We start from the raw sequence: 16,707 nt of genomic DNA, 5'->3' as shown, positions 1-16,707 counted from the left end.
TCCGCCGGGGGGATAGGCGGGATTCCAGACGAAGCAACACGCTACCTGCCGGTTACGAAAGGGGCGCCGTAATCGACAGGCCTGGTTTTCACCTCCGCGCACCGGGAGATCCCGTTTATGACGGTTCCTCCGAATCACCAGGGACGGACACATGGGCAGGGACGTGGCCCCGGCCACCATCAGCGGCGAGGATCGGCGGCGGTACCGCGACAAGGTTCGCGCGTGCCTCGACGTGCTGGCCCGCATGCTGGGCGAATCCCAGTTCGACTTCCAGCACCCCCATATCGGGCTGGAGATCGAACTCAACCTGATCGACTCACTCGGTGACCCGCTGATGCGCAACGCGGACGTGCTCAAGGCGATCGCGGACCCGGCCTGGGCCACGGAGCTCGGCCAGTTCAACCTGGAGATCAACATCCCGCCCCGGGAGCTGGGCGGCGAGAGCACCGGCGAGTTGGAGGCGGAGGTCTGCGACCATCTGGCCCATGCCGACGCCCGCGCCCGCGAGCTGGGCGGACGGCTCGCCATGATCGGCATCCTGCCCACCCTGCGGCGCTCCGACATCGGCGAGGAGACCCTCTCCGCCAACGCCCGCTACAAGATGCTGAACGACCAGATCTTCGCGGCGCGCGGCGAGGAGATGCAGATCGCCATCGACGGCCCCGAGGCGCTGCGGATGCACACCGACAGCATCACCCCCGAGGCCGCGTGTACGAGCGTCCAGTTCCACCTCCAGGTGAGTCCGGACGAGTTCGGCGCCTACTGGAACGCGGCCCAGGCCGTGTCGGCGGCGCAGGTCGCGATGGGCGCCAACTCCCCGTACCTGTTCGGGCATCGGCTCTGGCAGGAGACCCGGATCACACTGTTCGAGCAGTCCACTGATACCCGTCCCGACGAGTTGAAGGCGCAGGGCGTCCGGCCGCGGGTCTGGTTCGGCGAACGCTGGATCACGTCCGTGTTCGATCTGTTCGAGGAGAACACCCGCTACTTCCCCGCGCTGCTGCCGCTGTGCGACGAGGAGGACCCGCGGGCCGTCCTGGAGGAGGGCGGCATCCCCGAGTTGGGCGAACTGACCCTCCACAACGGGACCATCTACCGCTGGAACCGTCCCATCTACGCGGTCGTGAAAGGGCGTCCGCACCTACGGGTGGAGAACCGTGTTCTGCCGGGTGGGCCTTCCGTCGCCGATGTCATCGCCAACGGCGCCTTCTACTACGGCGTCGTGCGCATGCTCGCCGAAGAGGAACGTCCCGTGTGGACGCGCATGTCGTTCTCCGCGGCGGAGGAGAACCTGCATCGCGCGGCCCGTGATGGGCTCGAAGCCAGCCTGTACTGGCCTGGGATGGGAGAAGTGCCCGCGTCGGAGCTTGTGTTGAAGACGCTTCTGCCGCTGGCCCACGAGGGGCTGACCCGGTGGGGCGTCGAACCGTCCCGCCGTGACCGTCTCCTCGGTATCGTCGAACGGCGCTGCGTCACCGGTCAGACCGGGGCCGCCTGGCAGATCGGTACCGTCGAGGCCATCGAGCAGTCCTCCGGCGTCTCGCGGCACGACGCCCTGCGCGTGATGACCCGCGCCTACGTGGAGCGGATGCGCGACAACGCCCCCGTCCATACCTGGCCGATCGGCCCCTGATCTTCACAACTCCTGCACATCTTCCGCTCAAGGCGGACAAGTCCGACTCCTAGAGTCTGGTTGCGTGACCGAGAACCAGACGCGGCTGCTCGTCGTCGAGGACGAACCGACGATCGCGCGGGCCGTGGCCGACCGGCTGGCGGCCGAGGGGTTCGCCGTCGACGTCGTCGGTGACGGCCCGTCGGCCGTCGAACGCGCCCGCGCGTTCGAGCCGCACCTGATCGTGCTGGACGTGATGCTGCCCGGATTCGACGGGTTGGAGGTCTGCCGTCGGGTGCAGGCGGAACGTCCCGTCCCGGTGCTGATGCTCACGGCCCGCGACGACGAGACGGACCTGCTCGTGGGGCTCGGAGTCGGTGCCGACGACTATGTGACCAAGCCGTTCAGCATGCGGGAACTCGTCGCCCGCGTCCGCGCGGTGCTGCGCCGCGTCGACCGGCCCCCGGCGAGCGCGCCGAAGGACGACGCGGTGCGGGTCGGGCCGCTGGAGGTCGATCAGCGGGGCCGCCGTGTCCGGCTGGACGGGCATGACGTGCACCTGACACCGACCGAGTTCGATCTGCTCGTCTGCCTGCTGCGCAACCGCGGAACCGTTCTGACCCGCGCCGTCCTGCTCGAACAGGTGTGGAACTGGGCGGACGCGTCCGGTACGCGCGTCGTCGACAGCCACGTCAAGGCGCTGCGCCGCAAGCTTGGGCAAGGGCTCATCCGGACCGTCCACGGCGTCGGGTACAGCTTGGACACGGCGTCGTGACCGCCGTCGACCGCGGCTTCGTCCACAGGCTGTGGGCAAGGTTGCCCCGACCGCTTGACCCGCTGCGCTCCATCAAGGTGAAGTTCGGCGTCGTGGTCGTCGTGACCGCGTGCGTCGCCGTCCTCATCGTCCTGTGGGGATACCCGATGGGGTTCCGGGCGCGGGAGACCCTGCCGGTCGGTGTGATCATCTCCCTGGTCGTGATCCAGCTTCTCGCGCACGGGATGACGGCGCCGCTGCGGGAGATGACGGCGGCGGCGCGGGCGATGGCGCGCGGCGACTACAGCCGCCGGGTGCGGGCCACGTCCCGGGACGAGGTCGGCGAGCTGGCGCAGGCGTTCAACCGGATGGCCGCCGACCTCGCCGAGGTCGACCGGCAGCGCCGCGAGTTCGTCGCGAACGTGTCACACGAGCTGCGCACCCCGATCAGCGCGCTGCACGCCGTGCTGGAGAACGTCGCGGACGGTGTCACGCCCGCGACGCCCGACGTCCTCGAAACGGCGCTGGAGCAGACCGAACGGCTCGGACGTCTCGTCACGCAGCTCCTCGACCTGTCCCGGGTCGAGGCGGGCGCGGCGGCCCTCGACGTCACCGACATCGACGTCGCCGCGTTCGTCGACGACGTCGTGGCGGAGGCCGCCGCCGGGCACCCGGACGCCGTGTTCGAGTTCGACGTGACGCCCGGCCTGCGCGCCGCCGCCGACCGCGACCGCCTCCACCAGATCGTCGCGAACCTGCTGGACAACGCGGTTCGGCACGGCCCGGACGGCCGGCCCGTCCTCGTCACCGCGCGTCCCTGGGCGGCGCCGGGCGGAATCGCCATCGAGGTGGCCGACGAGGGGCCCGGCATCCCGCCCGAGGAACGGTCCCGCGTGTTCGAACGGTTCACCCGCGGCTCGGCGTCCGGCCCGCCCGCCGGCACACCGGGCGGCGGCACCGGCCTCGGCCTCGCCATCGCGAGCTGGGCGACCGAGCTGCACGGCGGCGACATCACCGTCCTGGACACGGCGCGCGGCTGCCGCATCCGCGTCATGATCCCCCCGAACACCGGAGAGCACGGATGACCAACCCACCGCAGAACTCCCCCGACAAACCCGGCGAGTTCGTCCCGCCCGACCCCCCGGTGACGACGAAACGGCCACCTTCTTCCGCTCCCCCGCCGCCCCGCCGTCCGTACGGTCCTCCGGCCCCACCGCCGACGAAGCTGGGCAAAGCGATCGCGGGTTGGAAACATCCCGCTCTCCCGATGCCCCCGGCGCTCGCGGTCGGCGCGGTCATCGCGGGCTTGATCGGCGCGATCACGCTCGGCCCCACGCTGAGCAGCGGGCGTGTAGGCGTCGGCGTCCTCATCAGCGCGGCGGCCGTCGCGTACATGTCGGGGGTCTCGGTCTGGTCGGCGGGACGTCTCACCCGTCCCGCGAAAACCGGAACGGCACGCTTCAACCGGACCTGGCTCACGTTCGTGCCGCTCGCGCTCTGCTTGTCCGCGATACCGGCGGTCCGGGACGCGGAGTGGGTCGTCCTGCCCGCACTTCTGCTCGCCATGGCGATGGGCTCGTACGCGGCGTCCGGCGGAAGGTCCTGGGTGGAGGTCATCGGCGGCGGCGTCGCCATCCTGCCCGCGACCTTCCTGATGCTGCCCTGGGCCGGACGCGGCGCGTACCGGACGATGTCGTCCGGACGGGGCACCGCTTGGCCGATCATCCGGACGGGCCTGATCGCCGTGGGCCTGCTCGCGGTGTTCGGCGCGCTGTTCGTCGGCGCGGACGCCGCGTTCGGCACCCTCGCCTCCGGTCTCCTCCCGGAAGTGTCAACGAGCACCGTCGTCGCGTACGGATTCACGGGCATCGTGATCCTGCTGCTGGCGGCGTCGGCCGCGTTCCTCGGGCAGGCGCCGCCGCCGCTGCGGATGCTCAACCCCGACCCGGCGAAACCGGCCGGACGCTGGTCATGGATCGTGCCGATCGCCGCGCTCGACCTGCTCTTCCTGATGTTCTGCGCCATCCAGGCCCGCGTCTTCCTCGCCGACGACAAGAACGAACTGCTCCGCTCCACCGGCCTCACCTACGCCGAGTACGCGCGACAGGGCTTCTTCCAACTCGTCGTCGTCACGATCCTCGTCCTCGCGGTCGTCGCCGCCGCCATGCGGTACGCACCGTCCGCCGACCGCCGCGACCGCGTCACCGTCCGCGCCCTCCTCGGACTCCTGTGCGCCCTCACGCTCGTCGTCGTCGGCGTCGCCCTGCGGCGCCTATACTTGTACGAGGAGACGTTCGGCTGGACGCGCCTCCGCCTGTGGGTGCACGCGTTCGAACTGTGGCTCGGCTTCGTCATCGTCCTGGTAGCCGCCGCGGGCGTCGTGAAGGGCCGCGTCGCCTGGCTGCCCCGCGCGGTGGCGGCCAGCGGCGCGGTCATGATGCTCGCCCTGGCGTCGATCAACCCGGACGGCTACATCGCCGAGCACAACGTCGCCCGCTACCTCGAAACCCGCAAGATCGACGTCTACTACCTGCGGACCCTGTCCGCCGACGCCGTACCCGCCCTGGACCGGCTCCCGGAACCACGCCGAACCTGCGCCCTCATCGAACTCGCCGCCGACCTCTCCGACGACGAACCGTCCATGAGCGCCAACCTCGCCCGAGCCCAAGCCCGCAGAATCCTCACCGCCAAACCCATAGACCCCACCGCAGACTGCTACCCCACCTATTCCTTCTGAGCCGGACAGTTACAAACCCACGCCTGATAGCATGCGATGCATATAGCGTTCAAAGCATGGGACTGTATGAGGTCGAGATCGAACCTGAGGTCCGCGATTGGCTGGACAGACTCACCGATCGCGAATTCGGGCGTGTGGAAGAGTTCGTCGGGATTCTCGCAGAGCAAGCCGAGACGCTTGGGGAACCATGGTCCCGGCACCTCGGCGACGGTTTACGAGAACTTCGGATTCACCTACATCCACGCCAGGTGCGCATCACGTACTGGCTCGCGTCAGGTCGCCGCATCATCCTCCTCACGGTCTTCTACAAGACTCAGGACCGGGAGATCGCCCAAGTAGAACGAGCCAGACGCGCACGGAAGACGTGCGAAGCAGAACACGGCCACGCACAGGACGACTACTTCAGGGAGGCGTGAAGCGGTGGCACAGCAGCAGAGCCCGCACAGCCGGTGGGTGCTCGGGGCGGGGCGCGAGAGTGCAGAGGTCCGAGCGGGCCGCGAGGAGGCACGGCTGGCCTTTGAACTCGGCAACGCGGTCAGGGAGCGACGGCTGGCGCTCGGCCTGTCCCAGGCGGAACTGGCTAAAAGGGCCGGAATGACTCAGCCTGCCCTGTCGCGGCTTGAGTCGGGGGGTCCCACACCGACCATCGGCACGCTGGAGCGGCTCGCGCATGCTCTCGGAGCCAGGCTCACGGTGAAGTTCATCGACGCCGCCTAACCTCCCGGCGCACACGTGGGTGTGCTCTCTATCGGAGTTGCTCTTGGGGGCGGGGTTCGGTGGCGGTGATGTAGTGCTGGAGGGTCTGGCGGGAGCGGACGAGTGTGGTGATGTGGTCGTCCAGGTTCTGGAGGCGTTCGCGTAGGGCGGTCAGGAGTTCGGGGCACGGTTTCAGGTCGGGGTCCGTGCCGGTGGCGCAGGGGAGCAGGAAGCCGATCTCCTCGGTGGAGAGCCCGGCGTCGAGGAGTCTTCTGATCTGGGTCACGACCACGACGGCGTCATCGGTGTACTCGCGGTAGCCGTTCGAGCCGCGCCGGGGTCGGAGCAGGCCCTGGGCCTCGTAGTAGCGCAACTGGTGTGCGTTCACTCCCGTTCTGCGGCTCAGCTCCCCGATCAGCACGCCGTTTCCCCCTTGACCTTCATATCGGTGTGAACGTTGATGATTCTGCCATGACCACGAATTCTTCTCAGGTGGCGCGCATGGCGCGGAAGCACGACGGCAGTCCGGTGACGGTGCTGGGGCTGGGGTTGATGGGGCAGGCGCTCGCCGGGGCGTTTCTGCGCAAAGGGCACGCGACGACCGTCTGGAACCGGACGGCGTCGAAAGCGGAGCGGCTCGTCGCGCAGGGCGCGAAGCTCGCCGGGTCGGTGAGGGACGCGGCGGCGGCGAGCCCCCTCGTCGTCATCTGTGTCTCCGATCACGAGGTCGTCGGGGGCCTGCTGGAACAGCTGGACGACGTTCTCGACGGCAAGGTCGTGGTGAACCTCAGCTCCGGGACCTCGGCGCAGGCCCGTGACCTCGCCGCGCGGGCGGCGCGGCGGGGCGGTGCCCTTCTCGACGGCGCGATCATGGCCGTTCCGGACGAGGTCGGCTCGAAGGACGTCGCCGTCGTGTACAGCGGGTCGCGGGCGGCGTTCGACGCGTACGAGCCCGTGCTGCGCGACCTTGCCGAGGCGACGTACCTCGGTGAGGATCATGGGCTTTCGTCGCTGTACGAGGTGGCCGTGATGCCCTTGATGTGGGGCATTCTCAACGGGTTCCTGCACGGCGCGGCCATGCTCGGAGCGGTGAACGTGAACGCGTCGGCCTTCGCTCCGATCGCCGAACAGGCGATCGGGAGCGCCACCCGGTGGTTGGCGGGCTACGCCCGGCAGATCGACGAGGGAGTGTTCCCGCCCGTCGACGTCTCCATCGACCTGCACCGGGCCGAGATGCAACACGTCGTCGCCGAGAGCGAGGCCCTCGGCGTCAACGCCGAGCTGCCGAAGTTCATCAGGGCGATGGCCGACCGCGCGGTGGCGGCCGGGCACGGCGGCGAGAGCTACCCGGCCATGATCGAACTTTTCCGGGCGCCTGGATGACCTAGGGCCGCGTGGAAGGGGACGCGGGCGAGGCTTTGGCTTCCGTGAGCTGGGTAGCTGTGAGGCTGACAGAGGTTTCGACGGCTGGGTGTGACATGTTGAAGGTCGAGGACATTCGGGAGTGGCGCGGTCACCAGGTGATCGACGCGTCCGGGAGCAAGGTCGGCGAGATGGAGGCCGTCTACGTCGACACCGCGACCGACCGGCCGTCGTTCATCACCATCAAGGTCGGCCTGCCGACCCGGCAGCGGCTGGTGTTCGCGCCGCTCGACGGGGCCACGGTGGGGCCGGGGCACGTCCGCGTCGCCCACGGGAAGCGGCAGATCAAGAACGCCCCGTCGATCGGCATGGACGGCGAACTTCTCGCCGGGGACGAGCAGGCGGTCTTCGCCCACTACGACATGCCGTACGAGGCGGCCCCGGACGAACGCAGGCTGGCGCGTCGCTGAGGAGATTCCACGTGGCTTTGTTCCTGTTCATCCTGCTGGTCGCGCTCGCGCTGGGAATCGTGGGCTTCCTCATCGAGGGGCTGTTCTACCTGCTGGTGATCGGTGTGGTGCTGTTCCTGGCCGATCTCGTCCTGAGCGGAATGCGGATGGGGCGCCGGCGCGGTTCGCGTCCCGCGCGCTGACGCCCCATGCGCTTGCCGTGCTACTGGTGGACGATCCAGTGGTCATTGGCTCCCGCGCGGTCGAACTTCAACGTCGGGCACCCGTAGTCCTTCGGGTTCGGTTGGGCGGTGGGCTCCCAGGGGGAGTCGACCGGGCTCGCCAGACGCCAGACCTCCTTCAGCCGGAGCCGAATGGAGCTGCTTTCGAACACGTCGCTCTTCGCCTCGCTGCAGAAGTAGGAGGTTCCCGAGCTCGGGTCGCTGGTCGTGTAGAGCTCGAAGATGTCCCAGCCGTAGGTCACGTTGCTCTGGTCGCGGCCTGACTGGCGGTAGAAGAGGTCCCAGGCCGCCGTCTTGTGGTTGTAGAGGTAGGCCGCCCACTCGTTGGCGGCGGCGTCCGTCTGGACGAGCTGGACGTTGTACGCCGGGTGGTCGTTCACCGGTTTCGTGTAGGTCTCGATGAACGCGTCGTCGATTTTTATCTCTTTCGCGGGCCCCTCGTGGCCGCACCAGTCCCAGGCCCACAGGCCGTTCCCCATCGTCAGGGAATAGACGGTTGTGACCTCCACGCAGGATCCGGCCGCCTTGAGGGTGGGCGCATAGGTGAAGTCCTCGGAGGAGGAGACCCGGTAATTGGGGGCGACGCTTTGCGTGGCCATTATTCCGTCGTGCGTGTCGCCGGCGGGTCGGACACCCCAGTACCCATGGATTTCGTCGCGTGCGACGCGGGCGCGACGCAGTTCACGGAAACGGTCGGCGGCCCGGCTGTTCCGCGCGCCGGGCGCGAAGGCGTGCGCGCCCGCGACGATCCCGCTCTTCGGGGCGTTCGGATCCGGCGAGGCGGCGGTCCCGGGCCCCGCCTCGGTGGTCGCCGCGGCGGTACCGGCGGAGGTGAATGTGGTGGCGATGAGAACGGCGCACGCGAACAGGCTTCGACGTTTCATCACACGACTCCTTGCGACGCGGCGGGCGGGGACCTGGCGGCATGCAGGTCGGACCGTCCGGAATTGGAGCATTCATGCCGTCCACAAAGAATCCCGAAACGTCTCTCAACAGTCAATGAGCCATTTTTCAAACCGTTTCAAGGAGGACTCGAATATTTTTCAGTGCGCGTCACTCCGGTGCCCGGCCGTCGTCCAGGGCCTTGGCGGCCGCACGATTCAGCGCGATCCGCCGTCTCCACAGGCCGATGCACGCGGCGGTCCACAGCAGGCCGAACTCGGCGATGAGCGCGATGCCGACGACGACGGCCCAGTCCATCCCGTCCCCCTCGTTCAGGCCGGCCGGGGACATCAGGGTCATCTGGCTCTCACCGGCCGGGGCACGCGGTTCGCGGGGCGCCTGCAACGGCGGCAGGACGGCCGCGTCGGGCTGCGGCACGGGCGGGAGGAGCGGCGGACTCGGCGCCGCGGGCTCGGGCGGCAGACTCGGAGCCGGAGGCAGGTTCGGCGCCGGAATCTCCGGGATTTCTGCGTTCCCCGGGTTTTCTGGGTGCTCCGGCATTTCTGGGAATGCTTCGGCTTCGCCTGGCTCGTGCGTATCGGGTTCCGTCCCTCCGGCGCCGCCGGGCGGCATCGGGCCTGCCGGGCACTCGCCGCCCCGGCACGGCCGGTCGACGGAGGGCTCGGGATGCGGCCTCGTCTTACCGGGCACCCGCGACTTCGGACCGTCGCCGCCCTGGCATTCCCTGCCGCTTCTGCACGTCACGCTACCGCCCGGTCGCCGCGACGTCGGTTTGTGGGACGTCGGCTTGCGAGGCGAATCGCCGTTAGCGCCGGCTTGATGGCTGGGCTTCGGTGAGCGGGTCTTCGGCGTTGCCGTGTGGCATGTGGGTCTGCCCGAACTGCCCTTACACGGCTTGGTGGAGGGCTTGCCGTCTGCGCTCGGCTTCACCGGTGAAGGTCTCACCGTGGGCGGTTTCGCCGTGGAGGGCTTCTTCGTGGTCGGCTTTCCGCTTCTCGGTTTCCCCGACGGCTTGCCGTGCGTGCCGGAGGGAGCCCTCGGGCTCGGGCCGGGCGTGCGGCTACTCGGTGCGGTGGGTTCCGTTCTCGGCTTGGTGCTACCGCCGGGCGTCGGCCTCGTGGTGGTACTGGAGAAGTCGACGACAGCACGAATCCAGCGATGGGTCGCGTTGGCTGCGTCCGCCATGGCCAGGACGGTCAGAGACCCCGCGGACGTCTCCGAAACAGCGGAACCGGGAATTCGGACGATCGCCGTCCGTTCGACAGTCTTCGTGCCGACGTCGCCGAGATCGCACCTCACCCGGTAATCAGAACGGTCTCTCACGCACTCGGACGAGTACTTCAACCAAGTCATCGGACGCTCAGCGGTGAGCCGCAACGCCACATCCCGGGCCGTCCCGCCTTGGGCACGCACCCGAACCGTGTAGCTCAGGACGAAATCCCGGCCGGTCGCCATGGCGCCGTCGGCCTGCATGTCCATCATCAACCGGACGGACGACGAGCGTCCGGCCAGGAGGGCCGAGGCGCTCGGACCCGCAAGCGTCAACGCCAGTCCGGTCAGCGCGCCGCCCAGCGCGATCGCACGCCAAGGCCTTCTTCGGCGCCCTGTTCGCATCCGGTCCCCCTCGTCCGTACGGCTGCCGGGGGGCGGCGGCGTAGCGCCGGGCAACGACAGTTATTGCCAGGTCAACGCCACAAGTAACGTGCGTCACTCCACCAACCCGCTTTTCTTTCACATAGCGAAATAGCCCGTCCGTACACTCGGGGGTGTTCCGAGGGGGAAGGAGTCGGGGGTGGCGGAGGCGGTCCGCTCGCTGGAGCGTGCGTTCGACCTGCTCGAACATCTCGCGGACGCGGGGGGTGAGATGGCGCTGTCCGAGCTGACCGAGGTCTCCGGACTGCCGATGCCGACGATCTACCGGTTGATGCGGACGCTGGTGAACAAGGGGTACGTGCGTCAGGAGCCGTCCAAGCGGTACGCCCTCGGCCCGCGTCTCGTCCGGCTCGGGGAGGGCGCCGGCCGCCTGCTGGGCACCTGGGCGCGCCCGGTCCTGGCCCGTCTCGTGGACGAGGCCGGCGAGACCGCCAACATGGCGGTGCTGGAGGGCGACGAGGCCGTGTACGTGGCGCAGGTGCCGTCCAAGCACTCGATGCGGATGTTCACCGAAGTGGGACGGCGCGTCCAGCCCCACTGCACGGGTGTGGGGAAGGCGCTGCTGTCACAACTGCCCGATGAGAGGGTGCGCGAGATCCTCGCCCGGACGGGGATGGAAGCGCACACCCCCAACACCGTCACCGACGCGGACGCTCTGCTGACCGAACTGGAACGTATCCGCGAGCAGGGTTACGCCCTGGACGACGAGGAGCAGGAGATCGGCGTCCGCTGTGTGGCGGTACCGCTGCGCGGGGCTCCGGCGCTGACCGCGCTGTCGGTGTCCGGGCCGTCCGGTCGCATGACGCGTGACGCCGTCTCGAACGTCGTGCCCATCATGCGGGACGCCGCCGAACGCTTCACCCGGGAGCTGGGCCCGAGCGCGTAGGTCGCAGGTGGTCAGTCGACGGGTTCGCCGACGAGGACCGTCGGGCGTCCACCACGCTCCCAGCTGACGAAGTCGCCCGCGGACTTGACGAGAACCGCGAGCATCCACAGCGCCAGCCCGGTGTCGTCCATGATGCCGGCGACGGGGATCACGTCGGGAATGGCGTCGATCGGGGAGATGAGGTAGACGACGCCCAGGACCAGCAGTCCGAGTGTCTTGAAGGACAGTCCCTTGTACTGTCCGCGCATGACCGACTTGACCATCCGGGGAACGGCTCGTACGCGCTCCCAGAACCCGGGTGCGGTGGGTTCGAGCGTCTCGGCGTAGATCTGCCAGGCCTGCCCCGCGGCGGCCGCGCTGCGCTTCCTGTCCACGTGCACTCCTCAGCGGAACGATCAGGATCGGGGGGCGCGCCCCCGCGGCGCCCACGACTAACTACGACGCGATCAGTGCCGGAAATGTTCCCCGGAACCGTCCGGGAAACCCGTGTCACACGCGCCACACGCTCAACGGCACCGGAACTTTCGCGGAACCCGCTGTTCAGGCGCTCTCTCGAATACCGACGCCGAGTTACCTCAGGTGAGTTCTTCATCACTCTCATGGGCGAGGTGCGGCGATTCGCGGCGTGTTGCCCGGCGCCCGCTGGAAGCATGGGCAGGCGGCAGGTGCCGCCTCCCCCCGCACGACCGGCATCGCCCGTCGAGCACCGCAGGAGCTGAGTACCGACATGAGCGGCGACCACCATACGAACCACCCCGTCCACGGAACCGCGGCCGGCGACGCCTACATCGCGCTGCCTCCGACCGCCGTCGACGCGACCGTCAAGGGGTCCACCCGGCTGATCGTGGCGTGGCCCGGTTTCGATCCGCCCCGCACGGCGAGCGCGCTCGCCGCCGCCGTTCCGATGACGGGCGTACCGGTGTGGCGCGTCTACCTCGACCTGCCCGGCCGTTCGCCCGGCGGGCTCGGCTCCGGCGCGATCCTGGAGACCGAGACCATCGAGACGTACTGCGCGGCGGTTGAGAGCGCCGTGGAGCGCCTCCCGGCGGCCCTGGCGGACATCCGCCGCGACCTCGGGCTCGCCGACGGTCCCGTCGCCCTGGCGGGCTTCAGCGTGGGCGGGGCGGCGGCCCTGCTGGCGGTGGCGCGCGACGCCGTCCCGGTGACCGCGCTCGCCCTGGTCACGCCGGTCGTGTCGCCGTCACGGGCCGCACGGGCCGTGGAGAAGCGGTCCGGCCGCGACCGGACCTGGTCGGACTCCGCGACCGCGCTCGCGGACGGCCTCGACCTCGGCTCCCTCGCCGAGAACCTGGCCGGACGGAACGTGGCGACCCTCCTCATCGGCGGCGCCCAGGACCGTGTCGTTCCCGCCGGTGACATCACGTCCCTGCGCGACGCGCTGCGCCAGCACGGCACCGGGTCGGTCGAGTCGACGACGTTCCGCATGGGTCACGCGCTGGCGGCCGAGCCCGGCACCGAGGCCCGTCCTCCGATCACGGAGGCCGTGCGCGTGGACGGCGCCCTCACCGACTGGTTCCGCACCCGTCTCGCCCGATCCGTCCCGGTCCGGGCCGACAAGGCCTCGTCCGACACCGATGCCCGCGCGGTCGACACGAGCGCGGACGCCGGGTTCGACGAGGTCGACCTGGAGCAGACGCAGCCGGACGGCTTCGACCGGTGGCTGAACGTCGAGCCACCGCCCGCGGGCGCCAGACCAACGCTGCCCGACGACCCGCGACCGACGGACGTCCCACTCGGCGCCGAGGGAGACGGCACGTGGTCGAACGGCCCGCAGGACGTCCCCTCCGCACCCCAGGACACCTTGTCCACGCTTCAGGACCCGGTGTCGCACTCCACGGCGACCGTGAGCGCCGCCGAACAACCCCGGTAGGACGGCTCCCCTACGGCCCGATCAGGTCAGCCGCGGGAAAGAATCTCGTACCGGACGGGAATCACGCCCGACCCGGTGCCACCGACCTCCTCCATCGCGGCCTTCGACAGGTCCAGGCAGCGACCGCCCGCGTACGGGCCGCGGTCGTTGATGCGGACGATGACGGAACGGTCGTTGTTCTTGTTGGTCACACGCACCTTCGTGCCGAACGGCAGCGTCTTGTGCGCGGCCGTCAGCTCGCTGGGGTCGAAGCGTTCACCGCTGGCGGTCATCTGCCCCTCCCAGTAGTAGGAGGCCTGGCAGGAGCCCGTGCTCACGACGTTGGGCTTGCTGCTCTTCTTCTTGGGCTTCGCCACGTGGCCGGCGGTGCTGTCGGCCTTCTTCTTCGGCGATTTCGTCTTCTTCTTCTTCGTCGGGGACGGGTCCGGTGTGCGGTTCCCGCCGCGACTCGCGCGGGTGGGTTCCGTTCGCGGTTCGTCCCGCAGCGGTGCCGTGTCCTGCGGCACGGGCTGTGCGGCGGAGGCCGGTTTCGCGGGTGCGTTCCCGTCGACGAGGGCGAACGCCCCCACCGCGAGGACGGCGACGGCCGCGCCGGAGACGAGCAGGATGGTGCGGAGGCGCGCTCGAAGAAGACGCCTGACAGGGCTACCCACAGAGGAGTCCTTTGGTAGGGGACAGGACCCCGGACGCCCGGTGTTCTCACGGCGTGTTCAGGCGACGTCGTCGTCCGGCCCTGAAGTGCCCACCGTCCGCGGGCTCGTACGCCCGCCTCCGCGCCCTCGTTCGTGGCGCTCCCGCCTCATCGCGGTTCCGGCGTCCGGCAGGTGCGGCGAAGGAAAGGCATCTTTACTTTTGATCTCTAAGACGCCGCACAAGTCCTTGACCGTACGTCGCGTCCCACGTTGAACACGACAAAGACCGGGAAATTGTGGGGTTTGTCACCTCAGCTTTTGCCCTGAGGAGTTGATCAACTCCAGCGGGTAGCCGAGATGGTAGATCAGCTTTACTACCCATAGAAGCGGCGATCTCGGACATATAACAAGCGTCCGACCGCCGCCGGAACGGGACGTTCCGCGAATGCGCCACACCTCGCGCGCATCCACGGAACGCCCCTTCGAGTGATCGTTTTCGGGCCGGATCTCGATCGGCCGGACGGCTCGTCTCCGCCGACTACGGCAGGGACAGCGGGGCCGCGACCGGGCCCACGGCGCGGTCGCGTGACTTCAGCACCTCCACCACGCCGCGCACCTCGGTCGTGGCGTTGTCGACGCCGTCACCCGTCATGCCGACTCCCCGGGCCGCCTCGTCGAGCACGTCACCGGACGGCTTCGGCCCCGCGAGCCGTCCACCCGGAGCGACCCGCTGCCCCCCGAGCGGCAGACCGCCCTTCGCCACGCCCAGGGTGGACAGCACGTCCGGGAGGGGCAGGCTGATCGGGCTGGGAGTGGGCGGGTTCATCGCCACCCGGCGGCCGGAGGGGAGGCAGTCGCCCTTGGGCACCACGCCCAGGGCGTCCTTGCTGAGGGTCGGCAGCTTCGTTTCGGGGAGGCCGATCCCCGTGTGCGAGTTGACCGCCTTGCCCGGATTTAGCGTGCAGCGTCGTCCGGCCACGGAACGGAGCTTCGGTGAGACCGGCCCCGCCTTGACGGCCTTGTCGACGACGGTCGTGCCTCGTTCGGCGGTCTTGCCCGCGGTCCGGACGACCGGTTCGGGGAGGGATCGGGTGGCGGGCGCGGCGCCGGTGGCCGTCTCGTAGAGGAGCGTGGTGGTCGGCCCGGGCGCCGCGTTGGCCGGTGCGGCCGCGACGGCGAACGCCATCGCCGCCGGAACGAGAACGGAGACGGTCAGCAGGCTTTTGGCGGATCGATGCATTTTTCCCCCGGTTTTCGGATTGGCCCTGCACTTGTGGTGCGCGTCCGCGCGGCTTGCAAAACCGGCGCACCGTCGACCGGGGACGTTAGTACAGACGGTAGACCCACATGGGCCATTGGAACATCGATCGGTAAACTCCGTGTAGATCTCCACAGACACGACCGAATATGTCCCGGAATTTCCCGAATAAGGGGAAGGAAGCATCACTCGGCCGCGCCCGGGGAGATCATCTGCTCGACCTTGTAGCGCTTCTCGCTGACGACGATATGGACCCGCCCGGGACACGGAGGTCGGCGTACGGTCCGCCGTCACGCGAATGTAGCCGGAGGCGGCCCGGGGGGACCGGGCCGCGGGCGCGTGTCAGCGGGACTGGAGGGCGTCCAGGCCGACGGCCTGCGCGATGACCAGGCGCCGGTCCAGGCGCGGGTCCTTGATGTCGACGACGTAGCGGTCGCGGAACCCGAGCTTCTTGTCGACGGAAAAGACGACCTGGTCACCCGCGTAGAAGTCGAAATGGTACGGCCAGGCGAACGGCAGAACATCCACGTACGGGATCCACTGCCAGACGCGGCGTAGCACCGCCACGGCCTTGTTGCGCTCGCTGCCGGTCGTGACGCCGAGGCCCGGTTGCTCCAGATGCCAGGTCGACGCGAGAAGCGACTTCTTGAAGTCCTTGCGAAAGACGCCGATCGGCTGCCCGTTCGCGTCCGTGACGTCGTACGCGGAGGCCAGGTCGATGCGTTTCCTGGCCTTGAACCCGAGGATCGGACGCGTCTTGGAGTCGTCCGAGTAAAGGGTGACCTGTTCCTTGAACGCGAGACGCTTCTGCTGCGCGAACGCGAGCAACTCACCCTCGCCGCCGCCGGGGGCCTCGGCGTGCACTTCGTACTGGTTCACCATCAGACGCAGCCGCTGGCGGATCAGCAGCTTGTTCTGCGCCTGGAGCCGTTCTTCGTCCAGCGAACTCACCCGTTCTGTAGCGTTCTGCGGAGTCTGCCACAGATGATGGGGTGGGGTCAGGACTCCTCGATATGCGCGGCAAGGTAGCCGTGGATCAAACGTTCCGCCTCGGCGACGATCAGCGGATCGCCGTCCGGGTCGCGGCGGAACGCCATCTTCAGGACGGCGTCCCCGGCCTCCACCGCGATCGCGAGCGCGGTGGCCAGGGCGGGGGTGTCCTGGACGCCGAACGTCCCGACGATCATCTTGCGCAGCCGTCCCGCGACCACCGCGTTGTTGTCGGCGTCGGAGTCGAGCAGGTTGACGTCCGCGACGTCCCCGAACCGCAGCACACGGAAGCCTGGCACGGTGCGGTGCATGTCCACGAAGATCTCGATGATCGCCCCGACCGTGTCGGACCAGTCGGCGAAGCCGCCCTCGGCCAGCCGTGCCGAGATCCGCTCCCCGAACTCTTCCAGGTTCCGCAGCGCGAGCGCCTGCGCGACGGCGCGCTTGTCGGGAAAGAACTGGTACACCGAGCCGATGGCCACCTCGGCGCGCTGCGCGATCCGCGTCGTGCTGAGGCCGTCGTAGCCGTCCTCGTCGAGGATCTCCGCGCAGGCGTCGAGCATTCGCTGGACGCGTTCGGCACTGCGGCGCTGGGCGGGACGGCGGCGGAGCGGGGTCCGGGTCTCGGTCACCCCACCATTG

At 69.1% G+C, this 16,707-nt stretch carries 20 protein-coding genes; 12 read left to right on the top strand and 8 right to left on the bottom strand.

The annotated features are described in order from the left end of the window. Nucleotides 1-151: 151 nt before the first annotated feature. The 6 genes from D0T12_RS02565 (at nt 152) to D0T12_RS02540 (ending at nt 5,820) form a co-directional block, all read left to right on the top strand. The gene (locus D0T12_RS02565; RefSeq protein ID WP_117397599.1) at nt 152-1,633 is read left to right on the top strand and encodes a glutamate--cysteine ligase family protein; all 1,482 of its coding nucleotides are present in this window, start codon (nt 152-154) and stop codon (nt 1,631-1,633) included. 64 nt (nt 1,634-1,697) lie between these two features. After that, on the top strand, nt 1,698-2,387 hold the full coding sequence (locus D0T12_RS02560) for a response regulator transcription factor (RefSeq protein ID WP_117397598.1): 690 nt from the start codon (nt 1,698-1,700) through the stop codon (nt 2,385-2,387). Continuing rightward, entirely contained in the window at nt 2,384-3,451 is a 1,068-nt protein-coding gene (locus D0T12_RS02555) for a HAMP domain-containing sensor histidine kinase (RefSeq protein WP_233525812.1), read from the top strand. The genes D0T12_RS02560 and D0T12_RS02555 overlap by 4 nt, the downstream gene beginning before the upstream one ends. Next, a complete protein-coding gene (locus D0T12_RS02550) occupies nt 3,448-5,103 on the top strand; it encodes a DUF4153 domain-containing protein (RefSeq protein ID WP_117397597.1) in 1,656 nt (551 codons plus the stop codon). The genes D0T12_RS02555 and D0T12_RS02550 overlap by 4 nt, the downstream gene beginning before the upstream one ends. Before the next feature lie 56 nt (nt 5,104-5,159). Further along, nucleotides 5,160-5,519, top strand: a complete 360-nt coding sequence (locus D0T12_RS02545; RefSeq protein WP_117397596.1) for a type II toxin-antitoxin system RelE/ParE family toxin — start codon at nt 5,160-5,162, stop codon at nt 5,517-5,519. Between the two features lie 4 nt (nt 5,520-5,523). Next, entirely contained in the window at nt 5,524-5,820 is a 297-nt protein-coding gene (locus D0T12_RS02540; protein ID WP_233525811.1) for a helix-turn-helix domain-containing protein, read from the top strand. Between the two features lie 28 nt (nt 5,821-5,848). On the opposite strand, the gene D0T12_RS02535 is transcribed toward D0T12_RS02540, so the two are convergent. After that, a complete protein-coding gene (locus tag D0T12_RS02535; protein WP_117397595.1) occupies nt 5,849-6,220 on the bottom strand; it encodes a MerR family transcriptional regulator in 372 nt (123 codons plus the stop codon). A 50-nt stretch (nt 6,221-6,270) separates the two neighbouring features. Between D0T12_RS02535 and D0T12_RS02530 the strand changes: the two genes are divergently transcribed. From D0T12_RS02530 to D0T12_RS35760, 3 genes are all read left to right on the top strand, one after another. Next, the gene (locus tag D0T12_RS02530) at nt 6,271-7,182 is read left to right on the top strand and encodes an NAD(P)-dependent oxidoreductase (RefSeq protein WP_158581372.1); all 912 of its coding nucleotides are present in this window, start codon (nt 6,271-6,273) and stop codon (nt 7,180-7,182) included. A gap of 95 nt (nt 7,183-7,277) precedes the next feature. Next, nucleotides 7,278-7,631: a PRC-barrel domain-containing protein gene (locus D0T12_RS02525; protein ID WP_117397593.1), complete on the top strand. Its 354-nt coding sequence runs from the start codon at nt 7,278-7,280 to the stop codon at nt 7,629-7,631. 11 nt (nt 7,632-7,642) lie between these two features. Beyond that, nucleotides 7,643-7,813 carry a hypothetical protein gene (locus D0T12_RS35760; RefSeq protein ID WP_199487245.1) on the top strand — a complete coding sequence of 57 codons (171 nt, stop codon included), beginning with the start codon at nt 7,643-7,645 and terminating at the stop codon, nt 7,811-7,813. A gap of 20 nt (nt 7,814-7,833) precedes the next feature. Here D0T12_RS35760 and D0T12_RS02520 read toward each other — a convergent pair whose 3' ends face one another. Both D0T12_RS02520 and D0T12_RS02515 read right to left on the bottom strand, forming a co-directional pair. Continuing rightward, on the bottom strand, nt 7,834-8,736 hold the full coding sequence (locus D0T12_RS02520) for a carbohydrate-binding protein (RefSeq protein WP_117397592.1): 903 nt from the start codon (nt 8,734-8,736) through the stop codon (nt 7,834-7,836). A gap of 169 nt (nt 8,737-8,905) precedes the next feature. Beyond that, nucleotides 8,906-9,172: a hypothetical protein gene (locus tag D0T12_RS02515; RefSeq protein ID WP_117397591.1), complete on the bottom strand. Its 267-nt coding sequence runs from the start codon at nt 9,170-9,172 to the stop codon at nt 8,906-8,908. 448 nt (nt 9,173-9,620) lie between these two features. Between D0T12_RS02515 and D0T12_RS02510 the strand changes: the two genes are divergently transcribed. Both D0T12_RS02510 and D0T12_RS02505 read left to right on the top strand, forming a co-directional pair. Further along, nucleotides 9,621-10,061: a hypothetical protein gene (locus D0T12_RS02510; protein ID WP_117397590.1), complete on the top strand. Its 441-nt coding sequence runs from the start codon at nt 9,621-9,623 to the stop codon at nt 10,059-10,061. Between the two features lie 486 nt (nt 10,062-10,547). Next, on the top strand, nt 10,548-11,294 hold the full coding sequence (locus D0T12_RS02505) for an IclR family transcriptional regulator (RefSeq protein ID WP_267900384.1): 747 nt from the start codon (nt 10,548-10,550) through the stop codon (nt 11,292-11,294). Nucleotides 11,295-11,305: 11 nt separating this feature from the next. Here the strand turns inward: D0T12_RS02505 and D0T12_RS02500 are convergent, their stop codons facing one another. Continuing rightward, nucleotides 11,306-11,668, bottom strand: coding sequence for a YkvA family protein (locus D0T12_RS02500; RefSeq protein ID WP_117397589.1), 363 nt, complete (start codon nt 11,666-11,668; stop codon nt 11,306-11,308). Nucleotides 11,669-12,021: 353 nt separating this feature from the next. Between D0T12_RS02500 and D0T12_RS02495 the strand changes: the two genes are divergently transcribed. After that, entirely contained in the window at nt 12,022-13,185 is a 1,164-nt protein-coding gene (locus tag D0T12_RS02495) for a hypothetical protein (protein ID WP_117397588.1), read from the top strand. Nucleotides 13,186-13,211: 26 nt separating this feature from the next. Here the strand turns inward: D0T12_RS02495 and D0T12_RS02490 are convergent, their stop codons facing one another. The 4 genes from D0T12_RS02490 to D0T12_RS02475 form a co-directional block, all read right to left on the bottom strand. Continuing rightward, nucleotides 13,212-13,838: a septal ring lytic transglycosylase RlpA family protein gene (locus D0T12_RS02490; RefSeq protein WP_117397587.1), complete on the bottom strand. Its 627-nt coding sequence runs from the start codon at nt 13,836-13,838 to the stop codon at nt 13,212-13,214. 517 nt (nt 13,839-14,355) lie between these two features. Then, a complete protein-coding gene (locus D0T12_RS02485) occupies nt 14,356-15,057 on the bottom strand; it encodes a hypothetical protein (protein ID WP_117397586.1) in 702 nt (233 codons plus the stop codon). A 360-nt stretch (nt 15,058-15,417) separates the two neighbouring features. Beyond that, the gene (locus D0T12_RS02480) at nt 15,418-16,026 is read right to left on the bottom strand and encodes an LURP-one-related/scramblase family protein (protein WP_233525810.1); all 609 of its coding nucleotides are present in this window, start codon (nt 16,024-16,026) and stop codon (nt 15,418-15,420) included. A gap of 47 nt (nt 16,027-16,073) precedes the next feature. After that, nucleotides 16,074-16,697, bottom strand: coding sequence for a TetR/AcrR family transcriptional regulator (locus D0T12_RS02475; protein ID WP_117397585.1), 624 nt, complete (start codon nt 16,695-16,697; stop codon nt 16,074-16,076). Between the last annotated feature and the right edge of the window lie 10 nt (nt 16,698-16,707).

It is taken from the genome of Actinomadura spongiicola, assembly GCF_003432485.1.
Lineage (GTDB): Bacteria > Actinomycetota > Actinomycetes > Streptosporangiales > Streptosporangiaceae > Spirillospora > Spirillospora spongiicola.
The sequence above is the reverse complement of the archived record's forward strand: the minus strand, read 5'-3'. Positions and strand labels throughout refer to the sequence as shown.

Excerpts from the sequence above, each read along its gene's own strand:
- D0T12_RS02565 (WP_117397599.1), top strand. The coding sequence starts at position 152 with ATGGGCAGGGACGTGGCCCCGGCCACCATCAGCGGCGAGGATCGGCGG.
- D0T12_RS02550 (WP_117397597.1), top strand. The coding sequence starts at position 3,448 with ATGACCAACCCACCGCAGAACTCCCCCGACAAACCCGGCGAGTTCGTC.
- D0T12_RS02545 (WP_117397596.1), top strand. The coding sequence starts at position 5,160 with ATGGGACTGTATGAGGTCGAGATCGAACCTGAGGTCCGCGATTGGCTG.
- D0T12_RS02530 (WP_158581372.1), top strand. The coding sequence starts at position 6,271 with ATGACCACGAATTCTTCTCAGGTGGCGCGCATGGCGCGGAAGCACGAC.
- D0T12_RS02525 (WP_117397593.1), top strand. The coding sequence starts at position 7,278 with ATGTTGAAGGTCGAGGACATTCGGGAGTGGCGCGGTCACCAGGTGATC.
- D0T12_RS02520 (WP_117397592.1), bottom strand. The coding sequence starts at position 8,736 with ATGAAACGTCGAAGCCTGTTCGCGTGCGCCGTTCTCATCGCCACCACA.
- D0T12_RS02495 (WP_117397588.1), top strand. The coding sequence starts at position 12,022 with ATGAGCGGCGACCACCATACGAACCACCCCGTCCACGGAACCGCGGCC.
- D0T12_RS02485 (WP_117397586.1), bottom strand. The coding sequence starts at position 15,057 with ATGCATCGATCCGCCAAAAGCCTGCTGACCGTCTCCGTTCTCGTTCCG.